This window comes from Mycobacterium sp. GA-1285 (genome assembly GCF_001499905.1).
Taxonomy (GTDB): domain Bacteria; phylum Actinomycetota; class Actinomycetes; order Mycobacteriales; family Mycobacteriaceae; genus Mycobacterium.
The window spans coordinates 63,590-82,494 of the sequence record NZ_LQIS01000055.1; the positions used below are offsets into that span (position 1 = coordinate 63,590).

Sequence of the window (18,905 nt, forward strand, 5' to 3'; positions counted from 1 at the left end):
GTCATCGCTCACTGGTACGCGGGCCCGATCACTCCGTCGGCGCGCAACCGCGCAACATCCCCTGCGGTGAGCCCCAATTCACCCAGGACGGCGTCGGTGTGCTCGCCCAAACCGGGCACCGCGCCCATAGGCTGTTCGAAATCGCTGATCACCGGCGGTGGGCGCAGCGCGCGGATGTCACCCTTGGGGGTGGCAACCGTGCGCCACCGGTCCCGAGCGGTGAGGTGGGGATGCGCGACGACCTCGCTGGGCAGGTTGTACCGCGAGTTGCCGATTCCGGCGTCGTCGGCGATCTTCTGGATCTCGGCGAGATCGTGCTGCGCACACCAGGATCCGATCGCCTCCTCGAGGATCTCGCGGTGGGCGCACCGGTCGGGGTTGGTGGCGAACCGGGGGTCGACGGCGAGGTCGGGGCGGTCGATGATTTCGCGGGCCACCCGCTGCCACTCCCGGTCGTTGGTGGTGCCGAGCACCACCGTCTGACCGTCCCGCGTCGGGAACGCGCCGTAGGGTGCGACGGCGGGTGAGCCGACGCCGAGCGGTTCCTGGTCGATGCCCGAATGCTGGGTGTAGGTCAACTGATAACCCATCACGTCGGTCATCACGTCGAACAGGCTCAGCGCAACCGACTGGCTCGCGGCCTCGGCATTGCCCCTGCCTCGTCCGACCAGGAGCGCCAGGATGGAGATCGCCGCATACAGGCCGGTCGAGAAGTCGGCCATCGCGGGGCCCGGTTTGGCCGGCATGCCCGGGTAGCCGGTGACCGCGCACGATCCCGACTCCGCCTGCACTAGAAGGTCATAGGCACGCTTGTGGGAGATCGGGCCGCCTGGCCCGTAACCGTCGATCTCGACCGGGATCACGTCGGGGTGCCGGGTGGCCAGGTCGGCCGGGGCGAGACCCATCCGCGCGGTCGCACCCGGCGCGAGGTTGGACACGAACGCGTCCGCGCGATCGAGCAGGCGGTGCAGAAGGTCGATACCCTCGGGCGCCTTGGTGTTCAGCGTCACCGATTCCTTGCCGCGGTTGGCCCAGACGAAGTGCGCGGCCAGCCCACCGGGCCCGTTGACCACGTCGTCGTAGTGGCGGGCGAAGTCGCCGCCGTCGGGGTTTTCCACCTTGATCACGCGGGCGCCGAAGTCGGCGAGCACCCGGGTGCACATCGGCGCTGCCACGGCCTGTTCCATCGCGACGACCGTGACGCCGCTCAGCGGCGCTGGGGCGCTCACATGACCATGCCGCCGTCGACCGGCAGCACCTGTCCGGTGATGTAGGACGCGGCATCGGACGCCATGAACACGAACGCGCCTGCGACCTCCTCCGGGTCCGCCCACCGCTTCATCGGGATCCGGTTCATCATGTTCGCCGAGAATTTCTCATTGGTGCGGATGGTCTCGGTCATCGGCGTGGCGGCCAGCGGGGCCAGCGCATTGACCATGATCTTCTTCGTGGCGAGTTCGCGGGCAAGGGATTTGGTGAATCCGATGATCCCCGCTTTCGCCGCCGAGTAGTTGACCTGACCGAGCGTGCCCGTCAGACCGGCCGCCGAGGTGACGTTCACGATGCGGCCCGTGCCATCGGTCGGGATGTGGGGCAGCGCGGCCTGGGTGACGTTGAATGCGCCCATCACATGGATGTCGAACAACAGCCGGAACGACTCCTGCGTCGTCTTCTCGAACATCGCGGGCTTGGTGACGCCCGCATTGTTGACCACGATGTGCAGGGCGCCGTCGGTCAGTGCGGCCGCCTGTGCGGCCGCCGCGTCGGCCGAGTCACGATCGGAGACATCCAGAGCGGCGGAATCCGCACGACCGCCGCTTGCCGAAATCCGTTCTGCGACTGCGGCGGCGGCGTCCTTGTCCAGGTCGGTGACGAGCACGGCGGCGCCCGCGTCGGCGAGAGCCTGCGCGACCGCCGAGCCGATACCGCCCGCGGCGCCGGTCACCAGCGCAGAACGGCCGGACAGGTCGAAATAGTTCACCATCGGTGGTCGTGCTCCTCCGTCAGTAGCTACGCGGCAGTCCGAGGACATGCTCACCGAGGAAGTTGAGGATCATCTCCTGGCTCACGGGCGCGATCTTCATCAGCCGCGACTCGCGGAAGTAGCGGGAGACGTGATACTCCTCGGAATACCCCATGCCGCCGTGCAACTGCAGGGCCCGGTCGGCGGCCCCGAAACCGGCGTCGGCACACAGGTACTTGGCCGTATTGGCCTCGCGCCCACACGGTTTGCCGTTGTCGTAGAGCCATGTGGCCTTGCGCAACACCAGCTCGGCCGCGTCGAGCCGGGCCAGGGAGTCGGCCAGCGGGAACTGCAATCCCTGGTTCATGCCGATCGGCCGGTTGAACACGTGGCGCTCGTTGCCGTACTTGACGGCCTTCTCCAACGCCACCCGGCCGATGCCCAGCGCCTCGGCCGCGATCAGCATCCGCTCGGGGTTGAGGCCGTCCAGGATGTACTTGAAACCCTTACCCTCCTCACCGACTCGGTGCTCGACGGGAACCATCAGGTCGTCGATGAACACCTCGTTGGAGCTGACCGCGTTGCGTCCCATCTTCTTGATGGGCCGGATGTCGACGTGCTCGGGGTCGAGGTCGGTGAGAAACAGCGTCATCCCGTCGGTCTTCTTGGTGACGGCTTCAAAAGGCTCAGTCCTGGTCAGCAGCAGGATCTTCTCCGACTCCAACGCTTTGGAGATCCACACCTTGCGGCCGTTGACCCGGTACTTGTCCCCTTCGCGCTTGGCGAAGGTGGTGATACGCGAGGTGTCCAGTCCCGCACCTGGTTCGGTGACGCCGAAGCACACATGAAGGTCACCGTTGACGATCCGCGGCAGCGTCGCGGCCTTGAGCTCGTCGGAGCCGTGCTTGACGACGGGTTGCATCCCGAAGATCGACAGGTGAATGGCACTGGCGCCGTTCATCGCGGCCCCGGAGCGCGACACCTCCTCCAGCAACAGCGTCGCCTCGGTGATGCCCAGACCGTGCCCCCCGTACTCCTCCGGGATGGTCATGCCGAGCCAGCCGCCCTTGGCGATCGCGTCGTAGAACTCCTGCGGAAACTCGTGCGCGAGGTCCTTTTCCATCCAGTAGTGGTCGTCGAACTTGCTCGCCAACTCACGAACGGACTTGCGGATCAGCTCCTGGTCCTCGGTCAGCTCGAAACTCATCCCGCCAGGCACGGTGGTTCTCCTCTTGTCATGGTCCCGCAGAGCAGTGCGCCGGCGCGTGAACGCAGCTTCCGCACCGGCGCACTCGAAGACGCTACTCCCGACCCGGTGGCCGGGACTCCGGATACTTGCAGACCTCTCAGTCCTTGTTGCCGGTCAACTCCTTGGCTCTCGCCGCGAAGTCCGCGAACGACGCGCCCGTCTTCTCCTTCTTCGACAGGGCTTGGATGGAGACGTCGTGGCCTTCGGCGGCTTTGCGCAGCGCGCCGACGGTGGCCTGTTCGCGGCTGATGTGGGTGAACGGATCCCAGTGATACCAGCGCATCGCGTTCTCGTGGGTCATCTTGTTGACCTCGTCGTCGGGCACGTTGTTGGCCTTGAGCACCTCGTCGAGTTGCTCGGGTGCGCCGGGCCACATCGAGTCGCTGTGCGGGTAGTCGGCCTCCCAACAAATGTTGTCGATCCCGATCGCGTTGCGGGTGGCCACCCCGACCGGATCGGCGATGAAGCAGGTCAAGAAGTGCTCGCGGAACACCTCGCTGGGCAACTTGCCGCCGAAGTCTTGGCCTGTCCACGTCGAGTGCATCTCATAGGTGCGGTCCACCCGCTCCAGGAAGTAGGGAATCCAGCCCGTACCGCCTTCGGACAGTGCAATCTTGAGCGTCGGGTACTCCTTGATCGGCCGCGACCACAACAGATCCGCCGCCGCTTGCACGATGTTCATCGGTTGCAGGGTGATCATCACGTCCATCGGCGCATCCGGGGCGGTGATCGCCAACCGGCCCGAGGAGCCGATGTGCACGTTGAGCACGGTCTCGGTGTCGACGAGCGCATCCCACATCGGCTTCCAGTGGTCGAAATCGTGGAAGCTCGGATACCCCATGGCCGCCGGGTTCTCGGTGAACGTCAGCGAATGCACCCCGCGCTCGGCGTTGCGCCGGATTTCCTTGGCGCACTCCACCGGATCCCAGATCACCGGCAGCGTCATCGGGATGAACCGGGCCGGATAGGCCCCGCACCACTCCTCGACGTGCCAATCGTTGTAGGCCTTCACCAGGGCCAAGGAGAACTCCTGATCCTCGGTGGCGAACAACCGGCCCGCGAAGCCGGGAAATGACGGGAAGCACATCGAGCCCAGGATGCCGCCGGCGTTCATGTCCTTGACCCGCTCGTCGACCTGCCAGCACCCGGGCCGGATCTCGTCGAGACCCTGGGGCTCCAGCCCGTACTCCTCCTTCGGCCGACCGGCCACCGCGTTGAGCGCCACGTTCGGGATCACCGTGTCGCGGAACTGCCAGGTGTCCGACCCGTCCGGGTTGTGCACCAACCGCGGCGCCTCGTCGATGTACTTCTTCGGCAGATGGTTCTTGAACATATCGGGCGGTTCGACGATGTGATCATCAACGCTGATCAAGATCATGTCGTCCTTGTTCATGCCCGTTCCTTTCGTTGCGTCCCCCGAGGCTGGCTATCAGGACTGTGCTCGATGTGAGGAAACTATCTTCTCACCCTACGAGAATCAATGTCCGAAAACCACCCTAGGGCCTCCTGTCAGGGCAGTTAGGTTCCGCGAGGCACCCTCGTGACCACCGTCGATGACCTCCAGCGTTGACCATCGGCGAGAAAGGTGGAAATCTATTGGCGAAATATGAGAACCTGATTCTCATCACCGAGAGCACACAGGAAGGAAGCACCTTGCGCGTGCCGCCGCTGCCCGCAGCAGAGTGGGACGAAGCCGTCGAGCAGGCCCTGTCGAGCATGTCTCCCGAACGGCGCAATCCCGAGTTGGCGGGCAACCTGCTGGCGACGATGGTCCGCCATCCGAAGCTGACCCGCGCCTTCCTGCGGTTCAACTTCCATCTGCTCTACGGGTCGACGCTGCCGCCGCGGTTGCGGGAGTTGGCGGTGCTGCGCGTCGCGCATCTGACCAAGTGTGAGTACGAGTGGCGCCACCACGTCGAGATGGGCCGCGACGAAGGCCTTACGGACGACGTCATCGACGCCCTCCAGCGCGGCGAGGCTTCAGATGAACTCGACCGGGCCGTACTGCGTGCGGTCGACGAACTCCAAGCCCACGCCACCATTTCCGACGCAACGTGGGCCGCATTGTCCGAACACCTCGAGGAACGTCAGCTGATGGACCTCGTCTTCACCATCGGCTGCTATGGCGCACTGGCCATGGCCATCAACACTTTCGGCGTAGAACCGGACTCCGAAAATCTCGCAGAGAGGTAAGACACCGTGGCATTTTTCCCGAAACCAGAAGAGGGCAGCTGGACGGAGCACTGGCCCGAACTCGGCACCGCGCCGGTCGATTACACCGACTCGATCGACCCGGAGCAGTGGAAGCTCGAGCAGCAGGCGATCTTCCGCAAGTGCTGGCTCAATGTGGGACGTGTGGAGCGGCTTCCCAAGAAGGGCAGCTACTTCACGCGCGAGATGCCGTCGGCCGGTGCGGGCACCTCGGTGATCATCGTCAAGGACGGCGACAACGAGGTGCGCGCGTTCCACAACATGTGCCGCCATCGCGGAAACAAGCTGGTGTGGAACGACTACCCCGGCGAAGAGGTCTCGGGCACGTGCCGGCAGTTCACGTGCAAGTACCACGCCTGGCGCTACAACCTCAAGGGTGATCTGACCTTCATCCAGCAGGAGGGTGAGTTCTTCGACGTCGACAAGGCCGACTACGGCCTGGTGCCGGTTCGGTGCGAAGTGTGGGAAGGCTTCATCTTCATCAACTTCGACAACGACGCCGAGCCGCTGGTCGACTACCTCGGCGACTTCGCGAAGGGCCTGGAGGGTTATCCGTTCCACGAGATGACCGAGACGTATTCGTATCGCGCCGAGGTGAACTCGAACTGGAAGCTGTTCATCGACGCGTTCGTCGAGTTCTACCACGCGCCGATCCTGCACATGAAGCAGGCGGTCAAGGAGGAGGCCGAGAAGCTGGCGAGCTACGGCTTCGAGGCCCTGGCCTACGACATCAAGGGCAGGCATTCCATGGTGTCCTCGTGGGGTGGCATGAGCCCGCCGAAAGACATCAACATGGTCAAGCCCATCGAGCGCATCCTGCACAGCGGGCTGTTCGGACCGTGGGACCGGCCCAAGATCAAGGGCATCCTGCCCGACGAGCTGCCGCCGGCTGTCAACCCGTCGCGGCATCACGCCTGGGGTCAGGACTCCTTTGAGTTCTTCCCCAACTTCACGCTGCTGCTGTGGGCGCCCGGCTGGTACCTGACGTACCACTACTGGCCCACCGACGTGGACAAGCACATCTTCGAATGCACCCTGTACTTCGTGCCCGCCACGAACACCCGCGAGCGGCTTGCTCACGAGCTCGCGGCCGTGACGTTCAAGGAGTACGCGTTCCAGGACGCGAACACTCTCGAGGCCACCCAGACGATGATCAATACCCGCGTCGTGAAGGACTTCCCGCTGTGTGACCAAGAGGTCCTGCTGCGCCACTTGCACAAGACCGCGTGGGACCACGTGAACGCGTACAAGAAGGAGAAGGGCCTCACCAACGGCCAGACCACCGCAACGAGCGAGAAGGACGCGATCAATGCCTAAGTTGCCCGAAGAATTCGCCGACCTGGAGCGGTTCACCGACTGGTGCCTGCCCACCGAGGAGGAGCGCTACCAGAAGCGGCTGTCTTCGACGATGGAAGAGATGCAGGAGTTCTACGATGCCGGCATGGCGCGCCTCGAGGCCGTCATGGAGTACTGCGATGCGCGCTTTCCCCTGGACGGAATGCCCGATGACGCAAAGGCTCTCATCCACATGATGCAATCGCTGGTCAACGTGTCGTTCCCGATCGAGGTGTGGAAGCAGCCGCGGGTGCTCGACAGCGGCGCGACCTATATCACCTGTATCAAGGAGCCGGTGGTCTGACGTTGTCTGCTCTTCGCGCAAGCGGTCCCCCGCAAGCGGGCGGTGCCCCCACATCGCCGAGCGCAGTGACCCTCAAAGCGGCGGGTCTACTCGACGTCGATGCCGGCGAGATCGTCCGGCCGGGCATCGTGCGGATTGACGGCGACCGGATCGCCGGCGTCGGCGGTGCGACGGACGGCGAGGGTGACGTCATCGATCTCGGTGACGCCATCCTGCTGCCCGGCCTGATGGACATGGAGGTCAACCTTCTGATGGGGGGCCGGGGCGAGAACCCCGGCCTGTCCCAGGTGCAGGACGACCCCGCCACGCGGGTGCTGAGAGCGGTGGGCAACGCCCGACGCACCTTGCGGGCGGGTTTCACAACGGTTCGCAACCTCGGGCTGTTCGTCAAGACCGGCGGATACCTGCTCGACGTCGCGCTGGGCAAGGCGATCGACGCGGGCTGGATCGACGGTCCGCGGGTGATTCCGGCCGGCCACGCGATCACCCCGACCGGTGGCCATCTGGATCCGACGATGTTCGCCGCCTTCATGCCCGGCGCGCTGGAGCTGACGATCGAGGAGGGCATCGCCAACGGCGTCGACGAGATCCGCAAGGCCGTGCGTTACCAGATCAAGCACGGCGCGCAGCTGATCAAGGTCTGCGTCTCCGGTGGCGTGATGTCGCTGACCGGAGAGGCCGGCGCACAACACTATTCGGACGAGGAGTTGCGGGCCATCGTCGACGAGGCGCACCGGCGTGGGCTGAAGGTGGCCGCTCACACCCACGGAGCTGAGGCGGTCAAGCACGCCGTCGCGTGCGGCATCGACTGCATCGAGCACGGCTTCCTGATGGACGACGAGGCCATCCAGATGCTCGTCGACAGCGACCGGTGGCTGGTGACCACGCGTCGCCTGGCCGAGGCGATGGATGTGTCCCGGGCACCGAAAGCCTTGCAGGACAAGGCTGCCGAGATGTTCCCCAAGGCTCGTACGTCGATCAAGGCCGCTTACGAGGCGGGCGTGAAGATCGCCGTCGGCACCGACGCTCCGGCCATTCCGCACGGCAAGAACGCCGACGAGCTCGTCACGTTGGTGGACTGGGGCATGCCGCCCGACGCCGTACTGCGCGCGGCCACCGTCGTTGCCGCGGATCTGATCGACAAACCCGACCTGGGCCGCATCGCCGAGGGGTACCTCGCGGACATCATCGCGGTGCCCGGTGATCCCCTCGCCGATATCACCGTTACACGGGATGTCAGCTTTGTAATGAAGGGCGGTAAGGTCTTCCGACATGACTCGAACTGACGATCTCGTCGAGATCCAGCAGCTGCTGGCCAAGTACGCCGTCACCATCACCCAGGGCGACATCGACGGCCTGATCTCGGTGTTCACCCCGGACGGAACGTACAGCGCGTTCGGCTCCACCTACACGCTGAACCGATTCCCCGAGCTCGTCGACGCCGCGCCCAAGGGCTTGTTCATGACCGGCACGTCACTGGTCCACCTCGACGAGAACGACCCCGACAAGGCGTCGGGTACGCAGCCGCTGTGCTTCATCGAGCACTCCAAACATGACATGCGCATCGGCTACTACAACGACACCTACGTCCGCACCGACGACGGCTGGCGGCTGAAAACCCGTGCCATGACGTTCATTCGGCGCAGCGGTGACCACGACTCCGGTCGCCCGCACGCCATCGGAAGGCCCGACCCGGATGTCGCCGCCGGAGCGGCTCCGGAGGCCGGATGAGTAACGATCTCTACGACCCCGCCACATTTCGCGCTGCACTGCGGGAATGGCTCGACGCGAACGACCTGACCTCTCCCGACGACGACTCGCTCGACGCGCATCAAGCCCAGCACCTGCGAGTGCTCAAGGCGCTGTACGACGCCGACTGGATGCGCTACGGCTGGCCGGAGTCCGCCGGTGGGCTCGGCGGTCCCGACATCCTGCGCGCCATCGTCGGCGAGGAGGTCGTGGGACGCGGTCTCGACCATCCGGGCCCGTACTCGATGCTCGACGTGCTCACGCCGACCATGATCGACTACGCCCGGCCGGAACTGGCCGCGGAGATGGTGCCGCGGCTGCTCTCGGGTGAAGAGTCGTGGTGTCAGGGTTTTTCCGAACCCGGTTCGGGCAGCGACCTGGCGTCGTTGACGACCCGCGCTGTGCCACAAGGCGACAACTGGGTGGTCAACGGCCAGAAGGTGTGGACCAGCTTCGCCCAGTACGCCACCCGCTGCATCCTGCTCACCCGCACCGGTGACGCGAACACGCCCAACCACGAGGCGATCACCGCCTTCTTCGTCGACCTCGATTCGCCGGGTGTCTCGGTGCGACCGCTGCGCACGATGCACGATGTCGACGAGTTCTGCGAGGTGTATTTCGACGACGTCGTGGTGCCCGCGGACCGGATGCTGGGCAACCCCGGAGACGGTTGGAAGCTGGCGATGGACCTGCTCCCCTACGAGCGTTCCACCTGCTTCTGGCAGCGCATCGCCTACCTGTACTCGCGATTCGACGACCTCGTCAACGAAGTCAAAGGGCTTGGCACCGCCTCAGATTCGGATCTCGGCGAGGTATACCTGGCGCTGCACACGTTGCGCTGCCGTTCGCGCGCGACCCAGCACCGGCTGGGCGAGGGACAGAAACTGGGTGCGGACACCTCGATCGACAAGGTGTTGCTGGCGGGCGCCGAGCAGCGGCTCTACGACACCGTGCGCGACCTGTTGCCGGGACGCATCGAGCTCGAAGACAACGTCTGGCGGACCGAGTACCTGTATTCGCGGGCCGCGAGCATCTACGGCGGCACCGCTGAGGTGCAACGCAACATCATCGCCCGTCGCCTGCTCGACCTCGGTAAGGAGTGAGGAGTGGAATCCGGTTTGGACGCCGAATCGCTGGCGATGCTCGAAGACACCCTGCGCAAGACGATGCTGTCCGCCTCCGGAGCGGAGCTGGACGCGGCGCTGGCGGAGCTCGGTTGGGCTGAAATGCTGGCGGACACACCCGATCAGGCGATCCCGCTGGTGTTCCGCCTGCTGGGCGAAACCGGTTCGCACGCTTCGGTTCTCAACGATGTGCTGCTCGAGACCATCGGCGGGCTGCCCGGCGGTACGCCGCCGATGCCGTATACCGGTGGCAGCTGGGTGGTCTGGGAGCGCGCGGCCAACACCGAGCCGACGCTGGGTGACCTGCCGTTGCGCCGGGTGCCCGACGGCGAGTTGATGCGAATGGGCGAGGCGCGTCGCGCGGTGGGCTGGTGGCTGGTCGGATCGGCACGCGGAATGCTCGCACTGGCCCGTCAGCACGCGTTGGACCGCGTCCAGTTCGGTAAGCCGATCGCGTCGTTCCAGGCCATCCGGCACCGGTTGGCCGAGACGCTCGTGGCGATCGAAGGCGCCGAGGCGACGCTGGGCCTGCCCGGCACGGAAAGCGCGGACCTGACGGCGATGCTCGCGAAAGCCGCTGCGGGCAAGGCGGCGATGACGGCGGCCAAGCACTGCCAGCAGGTGCTCGGCGGCATCGGCTTCACCGCCGAACATGATTTGCACCGCCACATCAAGCGGGCCCTGGTGCTCGACGGATTGCTCGGCAGCTCACGCGAACTCACCAAGAGAGCCGGAGCCGGCCTGCGGGCCAGAGGCTCGGTCCCCCGCCTCGCCCACCTCTAGTTCATTTCCGCGAGCTCCCTTTAGCCGCGAGCGTGCGTGTTTGCACCCGACACGCCGCGGAATCTCAGCACTTTGCGCACGTTCGGCGCCACCGACTGTGCACAAGGGCTGATTCATCCACAGACGGTGTTCGTCGCGTCCGAGCTGTTGACGCGTCGGCGCGAGGATTGCCGCCATGGATACCGCCCTGAGGCAGTTGTTCGACGAGCAAGGTGGCGTGGCGACCAGCGCCCAGATCCTGGCGATCATTCCCAGATACACATTCGAATCAGTGCTGAAAGCCAAGTATCTCGAGCGAATCTGGCACGGAATCTACTGTCTCGGCGAGCCAACGGACGAGCTACGGCTGCGCGGACTGGACCTGTCGTGCGGCACGACGGTACCAGTGTGCCTGTCGACCGCCGCGGCCCTGTTCGGCTTTGACACCGAAGGGCCTCCCGCACTTCACGTTCTCAATCCCCCCGGCCACCAGCTGCGCCCGGCCGACGGTCTTGTGGTGCACCGCCGGAAAGGCGCACCGCTGGTCCACACCGGCGACCGGGTCGCGACGTCACCGGCATGGACTGCGATCGAAGTGGCCCGCGCTTTGCGACGGCCCCGCGCACTCGCAACGCTCGATGCCGCGCTCCGCTCCGGAACGTGCACGCTACCCGAATTATGGCGTGCGGCAATCCAACAGGCCGGCCGGCGCGGCATTGTCGCGGTGCGCGATCTACTTCCTCTCGCCGACGGACGCGCCGAGTCCCCGATGGAAAGTGAAGCGCGGCTGGCAATGATCGACGGTGGATTGCCGATGCCCGAACTGCAGTACGAGGTCGTCGACGGCAACGGACAACTGCGACGTCTCGACTTCGCATGGCCGGATTGTCATGTCGCGGTTGAGTACGACGGCATCGATTGGCACACCGATCCCGACGTGCTGCGCAATGACCGCCGACGCCAACTCGCCCTGCAGGACGTCGGCTGGACCGTCATCGCGATCGTCTCAGACGACGTGCGGCACCGGGCGGCGGACTTCGTAGGCAGGATCGACCGACAGCTCCGTCACGCTCGCGCCGCGTGAGCGCGCGCAAAGTGTCGAAATCTGGCGGTGTGTCGCGTGCAGACACGCACGCTCGCGGCAAAGGATTACTGGATGCTGGCCTTCATCTCGTCGAGGTTCACCAGCACCGGCCATCCGCTCACACTGAGCGCGTTGCCGTGGCCGGTCTGGTGGATGTCGAACACTGACTGGATGGCGGCGTAAAACCCCTGCACGTCGAGTGTCTGATTGACGGCCCGCTTGGCCTGGCGCAGCGCAAACGGTGACATCTTCGCGATCTGTTCGGCCATCGCCCTGGTTTCCGAGTCGAGCTGATCGCGCGGCACCACTTTGTTCACCATGCCGGTGGCAGCGACCTCCTCGGCCGTCATCGCGCGGCCGGTGAACAGGATCTCCTTGGCCTTCCGCGGCCCGAGTTCCCATGTGTGGCCGTGGTATTCGACGCCGCCGATGCCCATCAGCACCACCGGGTCGGAGAACTGCGCGTCGTCGGCCGCGATGATCAGATCGCACGGCCAGCACAGCAGCAGCCCACCGGAGATGCAGCGACCCTGCACCGCGGCGATCGACGGCTTGGGCACGTTGCGCCAGCGCAGCGTGTACTCCAGATAACGCTTAGCCTCGTGCTGAATGATGAACTCCAGCGTGATCTTGTCCGGCACCGGTCCCCCACCGCGTAGGTCGTGGCCGGCCGAGAAGTGTTTCCCGTTGGCGCGCAACACGATCACCGAGACCTCGGGGTCCCCGGCCGCTCTGGTCCATGCGCCGTCGAGTTCGTCGAGCAGCTCCGGGTTCTGCGCGTTGGCCGCTTCCGGCCGGTTCAGGGTGATGGTCGCGATGCGGTCGGCGACCTCGTATTCGATGTACATGGTGCGGTCCTTCTAGTTTCGAGGCAGTCCCAGCAGTCGCTGGGCGATGATGTTGCGTTGGATCTCTGAGGTGCCGCCGGCAATCGTGCCGCCGAACGTGCGAACGTAGCGCTCGAACCAGCCGCACCGGTACAACTCCAGATGGTGTGCGCTGTAGGGCCCCGAGAACGACGGATGGGCCAACGCGTCGACGCCCGCCGCGCCCACCGCGTACTCGGCCGCCGACTGCGACGCCTCCGAGCCGAGGAGTTTGAGCACCGACAGAGCGGGCACATCCTCATCGCCGCGGGCGGCACGCGCGAGTGCCACCGAACCGAGCAGGCGCAGCGCCTGGTTGTCCATCACCAGCCCGGCGTACCGGTCACGATCGAGTGCGGAGGCGGGACGGAAATCCTCGACCAGCTCCTGCAGGCGGTCCGCATAGCTGAGCCACAACATGTTTCGCTCATGCCCGAGCGAACCGTTGGCGACCCGCCAACCCTCGTTCAGCGGTCCGATCAAATTCTCCGCTGGCACCCGCACGTCGTTGAAGAAGACCTCGTTGAAATCGAGGTCGTCGGCGTCACACAGCGACGCGAAGGGGCGCCGCACCACGCCCGGCAGGTCCGTCGGGATCATCAGCACACTGATGCCCTTGTGTTTGGCGGCATTCGGATCGGTACGAACGAAAGTCAGCAGGACATCGGCGTCGTGCGCTCCCGACGTCCACACCTTCTGCCCGTTGACGACGAAGTGGTCCCCGTCCTGCACCGCGGCGGTCCGCACTGACGCGAGATCCGAACCGGCGCCCGGCTCGCTCATCCCGAGCGACGCGGTGATCTCGGCGCGCAGGATCGGAATCGCCCACCGGCGCTGTTGTTCGGGCGAGCCGAACGAGATCAACGACGCCGAGATGATGCTGACGCCCTGTGGGTTGTAGGTCAGATACACGCCCCGACGTGCCAGTTCCTGCTGATGGACGTACTGCTGAAGGATCGTCGCGTTGCGCCCGCCGAATTCCGGCGGGTATCCGGGCAGCAGCCAGCCGTTGTCGAACATCAGCCGCTGCCAGTCACGAGCCCAACCCGGCACGTCGCTGCTGGACCGCGACCGCTCGAGGGCGGCGGCATCAGAGGGAAGATGTTCATCGAGGAAGGCGTTGAACTCGGCGCGGAATGCCTCGACGTGGGCATCGAAGGTGAGCTGCACGCGACTCCCGCCGGATCTAATCTTTGGTAGGACTATTGCTATCTCCAAAATGAGAATACTATTCTCATCGTGAGAAAGTTACAATCTCTGACACGTTGGCCGCGAGGGGGTCGAGGACCGCAATGGCGAGACGTTCTCCGGTACAGTCAGTTCATGTTCTCCCCTCCCGGCCAGCATCTGAGCCGCCGGTGACAAGCCCCAGCGAAGAGCCCGCTTGGAAACAGCGCGCGGTCGAACGGTCGATCAAGACCGCTAAGCTGCGCGCCGCGCAGCGCGTACAGCGCTTCCTGGACGCCGCGCAGGCCATCATCATCGAGAAGGGCAGCACCGACTTCACCGTCCAAGAGGTCGTCGACCGCTCGCGGCAATCGCTTCGCAGCTTCTACCTGCAGTTCGACGGTAAGCATGAGCTGCTGTTGGCGCTCTTCGAGGATGCGCTGAGCCGGTCGGCCGACCAGATCCGCGCCGCCACCACCACCGCCGGTGAGCCCATCGAGCGCCTCAAGGTCGCCGTGCAGTTGCTGTTCGAATCCTCGCGCCCCGATCCCACCGCCAAGCGGCCGCTGTTCACCGATTTCGCGCCCCGACTTCTGCTCTCGCACCCTGCCGAGGTCAAGGTCGCGCACGCACCGCTGCTCGCGCTGCTGACCGAGCTGATGGAAGAGGCCGGCGCCGCGGGCCAGTTGCGGGAGGGCATCAACCCGAAGCGGATGGCGGCGATGACTATGCAGACGGTCATGTTCGTCGCTCAGTCCAACGGCGCCGAAGACGGGACCACGCACCCGATCACGGCCGATGAGGTCTGGGACTTCGTCTCGCACGGATTCGCCGCTGTCTAGGCGGAGAACTCCGTTCTCACATCCGTGGCGAGAATCATGTTCTCGCCCTCATCGCGTCCCCGTGCGCACGTCCTACAGGCCATGCGGAGAACCATATTCTTCCGAGCGAAGAGCTTAAGTATTCCGATTTGAATCTCTTATTGACACTCCTTCGGGACGAATGCCAAAGTTGTGAGACAAATGCCAGCCCAATGTCTTATGCGACCTGACCGGCGAGAGGCGATCCGGTGACGATCAGCGCTGAAAACTCAGACGTGCACGATGCGGCGCAGGACGAGTTGTACTACGACCCGTACAACATCGAGCTCAACATGAACCCTTACGCGGTCTTCGCGCGTCTCCGCGAGGAAGCCCCGCTGTACTACAACACCAAACACGACTTCTACGCGTTGAGCCGATTCGACGATGTCAACAAGGCCGTCATCGACCATCAGACCTTCATCTCGGGTCGAGGAGCGTTGCTCGAGGTCATCAAGTCGGGCATGGAAATCCCCCCGGGCACACTGATTTTCGAGGATCCGCCGATCCACAACATCCACCGCAACCTGCTGTCCCGGGTGTTCACCCCGCGCAAGGTGCAGGCACTGGAACCCCAGATCCGCGAGTTCACCTCCCGCTGCCTGGACCCGCTGATCGGCGCTGACAAGTTCGACTTCGTCAACGACCTCGGTGCACAGATGCCGATGCGTGTCATCGGAATGCTGTTGGGCATACCGGAAGCCGACCAGCGCCGCGTCACCGAGCACGGCGAAGCGACGCTGCAGAGCGACTCGGTCGATCTACTGGCAACCGGTGAGGTGTTCGCCGAATTCATCGACTACCGCACCGATCACCCCTCCGACGACATCATGACCGACCTGCTGAACGCCGAGTTCGAAGACGAGACCGGCAGCCGTCGCAGACTGCGTCGCGAGGAACTGCTGATGTACCTGACGGTCATCGCCACGGCGGGCAGCGAGACCACGACGCGCTTGATCGGTTGGGCGGGAAAGACACTCGCCGATTACCCGGATCAGCGCGCCGAATTGGTGGCGGACCCAAGCCTGATCCCTCAAGCGATCGAAGAGATCTTGCGCTGGGAGCCGCCGGCGTTGCAGATCGCCCGTTACGTGACCCGCGACGTCGAATACTACGGTCAGACGGTGCCCGAGGGATCGGCGATGCTGATGCTGGTGGGCGCCGCCAATCGCGACCATCGCCGCTTCCCGCCGGACGGCGACGTCTTCGATATCCACCGGGAGTTGCACTCTCATATGACGTTCGGAGCCGGGACGCACTTCTGCATGGGTAATGCATTGGCGCGTCTGGAGGGCCGGATCGCGCTCGAGGAAATCCTCAAGAGATTCCCGACGTGGGAGGTCGACTGGCCCAACGCCCGCCCGTCGCAGACCACCGCGGTCCGCGGCTGGGAATCCATGCCCACCTTCGTCAACTCGAAATAACACCGAAAATCCCGTAACCACAACGAATCGAGGTAACGATGACCGGACGCGTTGAAGGCAAGGTCGCTTTCATCACCGGCGCCGCCCGCGGCCAGGGCCGCGCCCATGCCGTACGACTGGCCCAGGAAGGCGCCGACATCATCGCCGTCGACATCTGCAAGCAGATCGACAGCGTGCAGATCCCACTGTCGACGCCCGAAGACCTCGCCGAGACGGCTGATCTGGTGAAGGGTCTCAACCGACGCATCTACACCGCCGAGGTCGACGTCCGCGACTTCGATGCACTCAAGGCCGCCGTCGACACCGGTGTCGAACAGCTCGGCCGACTGGACATCATCGTCGCCAACGCCGGCATCGGCAACGGCGGCGCGACACTGGACAAGACCAGCGAAGGCGACTGGACGGACATGATCGACGTCAACCTCGGCGGCGTCTGGAAGACCGTCAAGGCCGGAGTGCCGCACATCCTGGCCGGTGGGCGCGGCGGTTCGATCATCCTCACCAGCTCGGTCGGCGGCCTGAAGGCCTACCCGCACACTGGCCACTACGTCGCCGCGAAACACGGTGTGGTGGGCCTGATGCGGACGTTCGCGGTCGAGCTCGGCGCGCAGAACATACGCGTAAACTCGGTGCACCCGACCAACGTCAACACGCCGCTGTACATGAACGAAGGGACGATGAAGCTGTTCCGTCCCGACCTGGAGAACCCGGGCCCCGACGACATGAAGGTCGTCGCGCAGATGATGCACACGCTGCCGATCGGCTGGGTGGAGCCCGAAGACATCGCCAACGCCGTGCTGTTCCTGGCCTCCGACGAGAGCCGCTACATCACCGGGGTGACGCTGCCGGTCGACGGTGGCAGCTGCCTCAAGTAGGGATTGCACGGAGAGTCGGTGACCCGTCTCGCGGAGCTGCTCGACATGAGCGGCAAGGTCGTGGTCATCACGGGCGGCAGCCGCGGTATCGGGCGCGCGGTCGCTCAGGGCTTCGCGGAGGCGGGCGCCGACGTGGTGATCGCCAGCCGAAAGCTCGAGAACTGTCAGTCGGTCGCCGCGGAGATCGAGCGCACCACGGGTCGCCGGGCCCTGCCCGTCGGATGCCATGTGGGCCGGTGGGACGACGCCGACATGCTCGCCGAGAACGTCTACGATGCGTTCGGTCGATGCGACGTGCTGATCAACAACGCCGGAATGTCGCCGGTGTACGACGATCTCACGTCGGTCACCCAGGAGCTCTACGACAAGGTGCATGCGGTCAATGCCCGCGGACCGTTCCGGCTGGCAACGCTTTTCGGAACTCGAATGGCACAGGCGGACGGCGGGTCGATCATCAACGTCACCACGGCGGGCACGCTGCGGCCGGATACGGCCGATTTGCCCTACGCCATGGCCAAGGCAGGGCTGAATGCTCTCACCCTGGCCCTGGCCGGGGCATGGGCTCCCAAAGTCCGGGCCAACCTCGTCATGCCGGGCGCGTTCGACACCGACATCTCGAAGTCGTGGGGCGCGGAGGCGCAAGCCGCGGCGGCGGCGATGAACCCGATGAAGCGGATCGGGGTGCCCGAGGACATGGTCGGCTTGTGCGTTTTCCTGGCCAGCGACGCGGCCAGTTACATCAACGGTGCACAGATCCTCGTCGACGGCGGACTGTTCCGCACATTGTGAAACACTCTGTGGCCGAAGGCATCAGATGTCGATGACGACCTTGCCGACCGCCTTTCGCTCGGCGACGTGACGCAGGGCGACTGCGGCGTCGTCGAGCGGAAAACGGGCACCGATGTACGGGCGAAGCTTCCCTTCGGCGAAGAGCGCGTCCAGTTCTTCGTCGTCGCGTGAGACCTCGTCCGGATAGTCGGACGCGAAGGTCCGGATCTCCATGCCGCGAACGGTAATGCCCTTCAGCAGAACCAGATTCAGCGGAACAGATGGGATCTCGCCGGCCGCGTAGCCGAGCGTGACGAAGGTTCCGCCCCGCCCCAGGCCGCGCAGCGCGGGCAGGGCGTACGGTCCGCCGACGGGGTCGACGACGACCTGCGCGCCGGCCCTGCCGGTGATCTCCTTGATCCGGTCACGCAGGTCTTCGCGGTCGTAGTCCACACATGCTTCGGCGCCGCGCTCGCGGCACAGCTCGAGCTTCTCCGGACCGGATGCCGCGGCCAGCACCCTGCCCCCGAGAAGTCGCGCGATGTCGACCGCGGCGAGACCCACGCCCCCGGCGGCGCCGAGCACGACGACCCAGTCCCCCGCCTGCACCGGAGCGATCGTCCTCAATGTGTAGTAAGCGGTGCGATAGGTGACCCCGAACGCGGCGGCTTCGGCGTAGTCGACGCCATCGGCAATCGGCGACACCGCGCGTGCGTCGACCACCGCCTGCTCGGCGAAGGCGCCGACGAACGTCGTCGCGGTCACTCGGGAGCCGACGGGGCAGTCGACCCCGTCACCGACGGCGATCACCTCTCCGGCCATCTCGCTGCCGGGGCTGAACGGCGGCGGCACCTTGACCTGATAGTTGCCACCGATCAACAACACGTCCGGATAGTTCACCGCGGCGGCACGCACCCGGATGACGACCTGACCGGGTTGCGGTGTCGGGTCGGGAAGTTCGTCGAGCACCAGATCTTCGGGTCGGCAGTACTCCCGGCACACGATCGCCCTCATCGGCACACTCCAATCGTTGAACTACCTCACACTAGTCATCGGGCCATGCAAGCCTCGCTTCGCTCCCGCGCTGGTCCTGCTGACCGAAACCACCCGGGCATGACCGTTCGAGTGGTTCGATGGACCCTTGGGCACCGAGGTCCGGAAGGG

General features: G+C 65.2%; 19 protein-coding genes. 12 read left to right on the forward strand and 7 right to left on the reverse strand.

Annotation, left to right across the window (positions count from 1 at the left end; genetic code table 11):
- Nucleotides 1–8: 8 nt before the first annotated feature.
- The 4 genes from AU193_RS21985 to AU193_RS22000 form a co-directional block, all read right to left on the reverse strand.
- Complete coding sequence (locus AU193_RS21985; protein WP_082683104.1) at nucleotides 9–1,229, reverse strand: CaiB/BaiF CoA-transferase family protein; 1,221 nt, start codon at nucleotides 1,227–1,229, stop codon at nucleotides 9–11.
- On the reverse strand, nucleotides 1,226–1,984 hold the full coding sequence (locus tag AU193_RS21990) for an SDR family NAD(P)-dependent oxidoreductase (protein WP_064424502.1): 759 nt from the start codon (nucleotides 1,982–1,984) through the stop codon (nucleotides 1,226–1,228). The genes AU193_RS21985 and AU193_RS21990 overlap by 4 nt, the downstream gene beginning before the upstream one ends.
- 19 nt (nucleotides 1,985–2,003) lie before the next feature.
- A complete protein-coding gene (locus AU193_RS21995) occupies nucleotides 2,004–3,170 on the reverse strand; it encodes an acyl-CoA dehydrogenase family protein (RefSeq protein WP_064424503.1) in 1,167 nt (388 codons plus the stop codon).
- A 139-nt stretch (nucleotides 3,171–3,309) separates the two neighbouring features.
- Nucleotides 3,310–4,605 (reverse strand): amidohydrolase family protein, encoded by a 1,296-nt coding sequence (locus AU193_RS22000; protein WP_064424504.1) that lies wholly within the window; start codon nucleotides 4,603–4,605, stop codon nucleotides 3,310–3,312.
- A 260-nt stretch (nucleotides 4,606–4,865) separates the two neighbouring features.
- Here AU193_RS22000 and AU193_RS22005 point away from each other — a divergent pair, with 260 nt between their 5' ends.
- The 8 genes from AU193_RS22005 to AU193_RS22040 all read left to right on the forward strand — a co-directional run bounded on the left by AU193_RS22005 (nucleotide 4,866) and on the right by AU193_RS22040 (nucleotide 11,781).
- Entirely contained in the window at nucleotides 4,866–5,405 is a 540-nt protein-coding gene (locus AU193_RS22005; RefSeq protein ID WP_064424619.1) for a carboxymuconolactone decarboxylase family protein, read from the forward strand.
- A gap of 6 nt (nucleotides 5,406–5,411) precedes the next feature.
- Nucleotides 5,412–6,740, forward strand: coding sequence for an aromatic ring-hydroxylating dioxygenase subunit alpha (locus AU193_RS22010; protein WP_064424505.1), 1,329 nt, complete (start codon nucleotides 5,412–5,414; stop codon nucleotides 6,738–6,740).
- The gene (locus AU193_RS22015) at nucleotides 6,733–7,062 is read left to right on the forward strand and encodes a hypothetical protein (protein WP_064424506.1); all 330 of its coding nucleotides are present in this window, start codon (nucleotides 6,733–6,735) and stop codon (nucleotides 7,060–7,062) included. The genes AU193_RS22010 and AU193_RS22015 overlap by 8 nt, the downstream gene beginning before the upstream one ends.
- Nucleotides 7,063–7,127: 65 nt before the next feature.
- The gene (locus AU193_RS22020; protein WP_064424507.1) at nucleotides 7,128–8,348 is read left to right on the forward strand and encodes an amidohydrolase family protein; all 1,221 of its coding nucleotides are present in this window, start codon (nucleotides 7,128–7,130) and stop codon (nucleotides 8,346–8,348) included.
- A complete protein-coding gene (locus tag AU193_RS22025) occupies nucleotides 8,335–8,793 on the forward strand; it encodes a nuclear transport factor 2 family protein (protein ID WP_064424508.1) in 459 nt (152 codons plus the stop codon). Before AU193_RS22020 ends, AU193_RS22025 begins: the two co-directional genes overlap by 14 nt.
- Entirely contained in the window at nucleotides 8,790–9,914 is a 1,125-nt protein-coding gene (locus tag AU193_RS22030; protein ID WP_064424509.1) for an acyl-CoA dehydrogenase family protein, read from the forward strand. The genes AU193_RS22025 and AU193_RS22030 overlap by 4 nt, the downstream gene beginning before the upstream one ends.
- A gap of 36 nt (nucleotides 9,915–9,950) precedes the next feature.
- Nucleotides 9,951–10,718 carry an acyl-CoA dehydrogenase family protein gene (locus AU193_RS22035; RefSeq protein WP_064424620.1) on the forward strand — a complete coding sequence of 256 codons (768 nt, stop codon included), beginning with the start codon at nucleotides 9,951–9,953 and terminating at the stop codon, nucleotides 10,716–10,718.
- A gap of 175 nt (nucleotides 10,719–10,893) precedes the next feature.
- Entirely contained in the window at nucleotides 10,894–11,781 is an 888-nt protein-coding gene (locus AU193_RS22040; RefSeq protein ID WP_064424510.1) for a type IV toxin-antitoxin system AbiEi family antitoxin domain-containing protein, read from the forward strand.
- A 65-nt stretch (nucleotides 11,782–11,846) separates the two neighbouring features.
- Here the strand turns inward: AU193_RS22040 and AU193_RS22045 are convergent, their stop codons facing one another.
- Both AU193_RS22045 and AU193_RS22050 read right to left on the reverse strand, forming a co-directional pair.
- The gene (locus AU193_RS22045; RefSeq protein ID WP_064424511.1) at nucleotides 11,847–12,629 is read right to left on the reverse strand and encodes an enoyl-CoA hydratase; all 783 of its coding nucleotides are present in this window, start codon (nucleotides 12,627–12,629) and stop codon (nucleotides 11,847–11,849) included.
- Nucleotides 12,630–12,641: 12 nt separating this feature from the next.
- On the reverse strand, nucleotides 12,642–13,817 hold the full coding sequence (locus AU193_RS22050; RefSeq protein ID WP_064424512.1) for an acyl-CoA dehydrogenase family protein: 1,176 nt from the start codon (nucleotides 13,815–13,817) through the stop codon (nucleotides 12,642–12,644).
- A 122-nt stretch (nucleotides 13,818–13,939) separates the two neighbouring features.
- Here AU193_RS22050 and AU193_RS22055 point away from each other — a divergent pair, with 122 nt between their 5' ends.
- From AU193_RS22055 to AU193_RS22070, 4 genes are all read left to right on the forward strand, one after another.
- The gene (locus tag AU193_RS22055; protein ID WP_082683105.1) at nucleotides 13,940–14,656 is read left to right on the forward strand and encodes a TetR/AcrR family transcriptional regulator; all 717 of its coding nucleotides are present in this window, start codon (nucleotides 13,940–13,942) and stop codon (nucleotides 14,654–14,656) included.
- A gap of 311 nt (nucleotides 14,657–14,967) precedes the next feature.
- Nucleotides 14,968–16,098 carry a cytochrome P450 gene (locus tag AU193_RS22060; protein WP_371259273.1) on the forward strand — a complete coding sequence of 377 codons (1,131 nt, stop codon included), beginning with the start codon at nucleotides 14,968–14,970 and terminating at the stop codon, nucleotides 16,096–16,098.
- 38 nt (nucleotides 16,099–16,136) lie between these two features.
- Entirely contained in the window at nucleotides 16,137–16,973 is an 837-nt protein-coding gene (locus AU193_RS22065; RefSeq protein WP_064424515.1) for a mycofactocin-coupled SDR family oxidoreductase, read from the forward strand.
- A gap of 45 nt (nucleotides 16,974–17,018) precedes the next feature.
- Nucleotides 17,019–17,762: an SDR family NAD(P)-dependent oxidoreductase gene (locus tag AU193_RS22070; protein WP_064424621.1), complete on the forward strand. Its 744-nt coding sequence runs from the start codon at nucleotides 17,019–17,021 to the stop codon at nucleotides 17,760–17,762.
- Between the two features lie 21 nt (nucleotides 17,763–17,783).
- On the opposite strand, the gene AU193_RS22075 is transcribed toward AU193_RS22070, so the two are convergent.
- Entirely contained in the window at nucleotides 17,784–18,755 is a 972-nt protein-coding gene (locus tag AU193_RS22075; RefSeq protein WP_064424516.1) for an NADPH:quinone oxidoreductase family protein, read from the reverse strand.
- Nucleotides 18,756–18,905 lie beyond the last annotated feature (150 nt).

Excerpts from the sequence above, each read along its gene's own strand:
- AU193_RS22040 (WP_064424510.1), top strand. The coding sequence starts at position 10,894 with ATGGATACCGCCCTGAGGCAGTTGTTCGACGAGCAAGGTGGCGTGGCG.
- AU193_RS22000 (WP_064424504.1), bottom strand. The coding sequence starts at position 4,605 with ATGAACAAGGACGACATGATCTTGATCAGCGTTGATGATCACATCGTC.
- AU193_RS22055 (WP_082683105.1), top strand. The coding sequence starts at position 13,940 with ATGGCGAGACGTTCTCCGGTACAGTCAGTTCATGTTCTCCCCTCCCGG.
- AU193_RS22025 (WP_064424508.1), top strand. The coding sequence starts at position 8,335 with ATGACTCGAACTGACGATCTCGTCGAGATCCAGCAGCTGCTGGCCAAG.
- AU193_RS21995 (WP_064424503.1), bottom strand. The coding sequence starts at position 3,170 with ATGAGTTTCGAGCTGACCGAGGACCAGGAGCTGATCCGCAAGTCCGTT.
- AU193_RS22035 (WP_064424620.1), top strand. The coding sequence starts at position 9,951 with ATGCTCGAAGACACCCTGCGCAAGACGATGCTGTCCGCCTCCGGAGCG.
- AU193_RS22030 (WP_064424509.1), top strand. The coding sequence starts at position 8,790 with ATGAGTAACGATCTCTACGACCCCGCCACATTTCGCGCTGCACTGCGG.
- AU193_RS22045 (WP_064424511.1), bottom strand. The coding sequence starts at position 12,629 with ATGTACATCGAATACGAGGTCGCCGACCGCATCGCGACCATCACCCTG.
- AU193_RS21990 (WP_064424502.1), bottom strand. The coding sequence starts at position 1,984 with ATGGTGAACTATTTCGACCTGTCCGGCCGTTCTGCGCTGGTGACCGGC.
- AU193_RS22070 (WP_064424621.1), top strand. The coding sequence starts at position 17,019 with ATGAGCGGCAAGGTCGTGGTCATCACGGGCGGCAGCCGCGGTATCGGG.
- AU193_RS22015 (WP_064424506.1), top strand. The coding sequence starts at position 6,733 with ATGCCTAAGTTGCCCGAAGAATTCGCCGACCTGGAGCGGTTCACCGAC.
- AU193_RS22060 (WP_371259273.1), top strand. The coding sequence starts at position 14,968 with ATGAACCCTTACGCGGTCTTCGCGCGTCTCCGCGAGGAAGCCCCGCTG.
- AU193_RS22065 (WP_064424515.1), top strand. The coding sequence starts at position 16,137 with ATGACCGGACGCGTTGAAGGCAAGGTCGCTTTCATCACCGGCGCCGCC.
- AU193_RS22075 (WP_064424516.1), bottom strand. The coding sequence starts at position 18,755 with ATGAGGGCGATCGTGTGCCGGGAGTACTGCCGACCCGAAGATCTGGTG.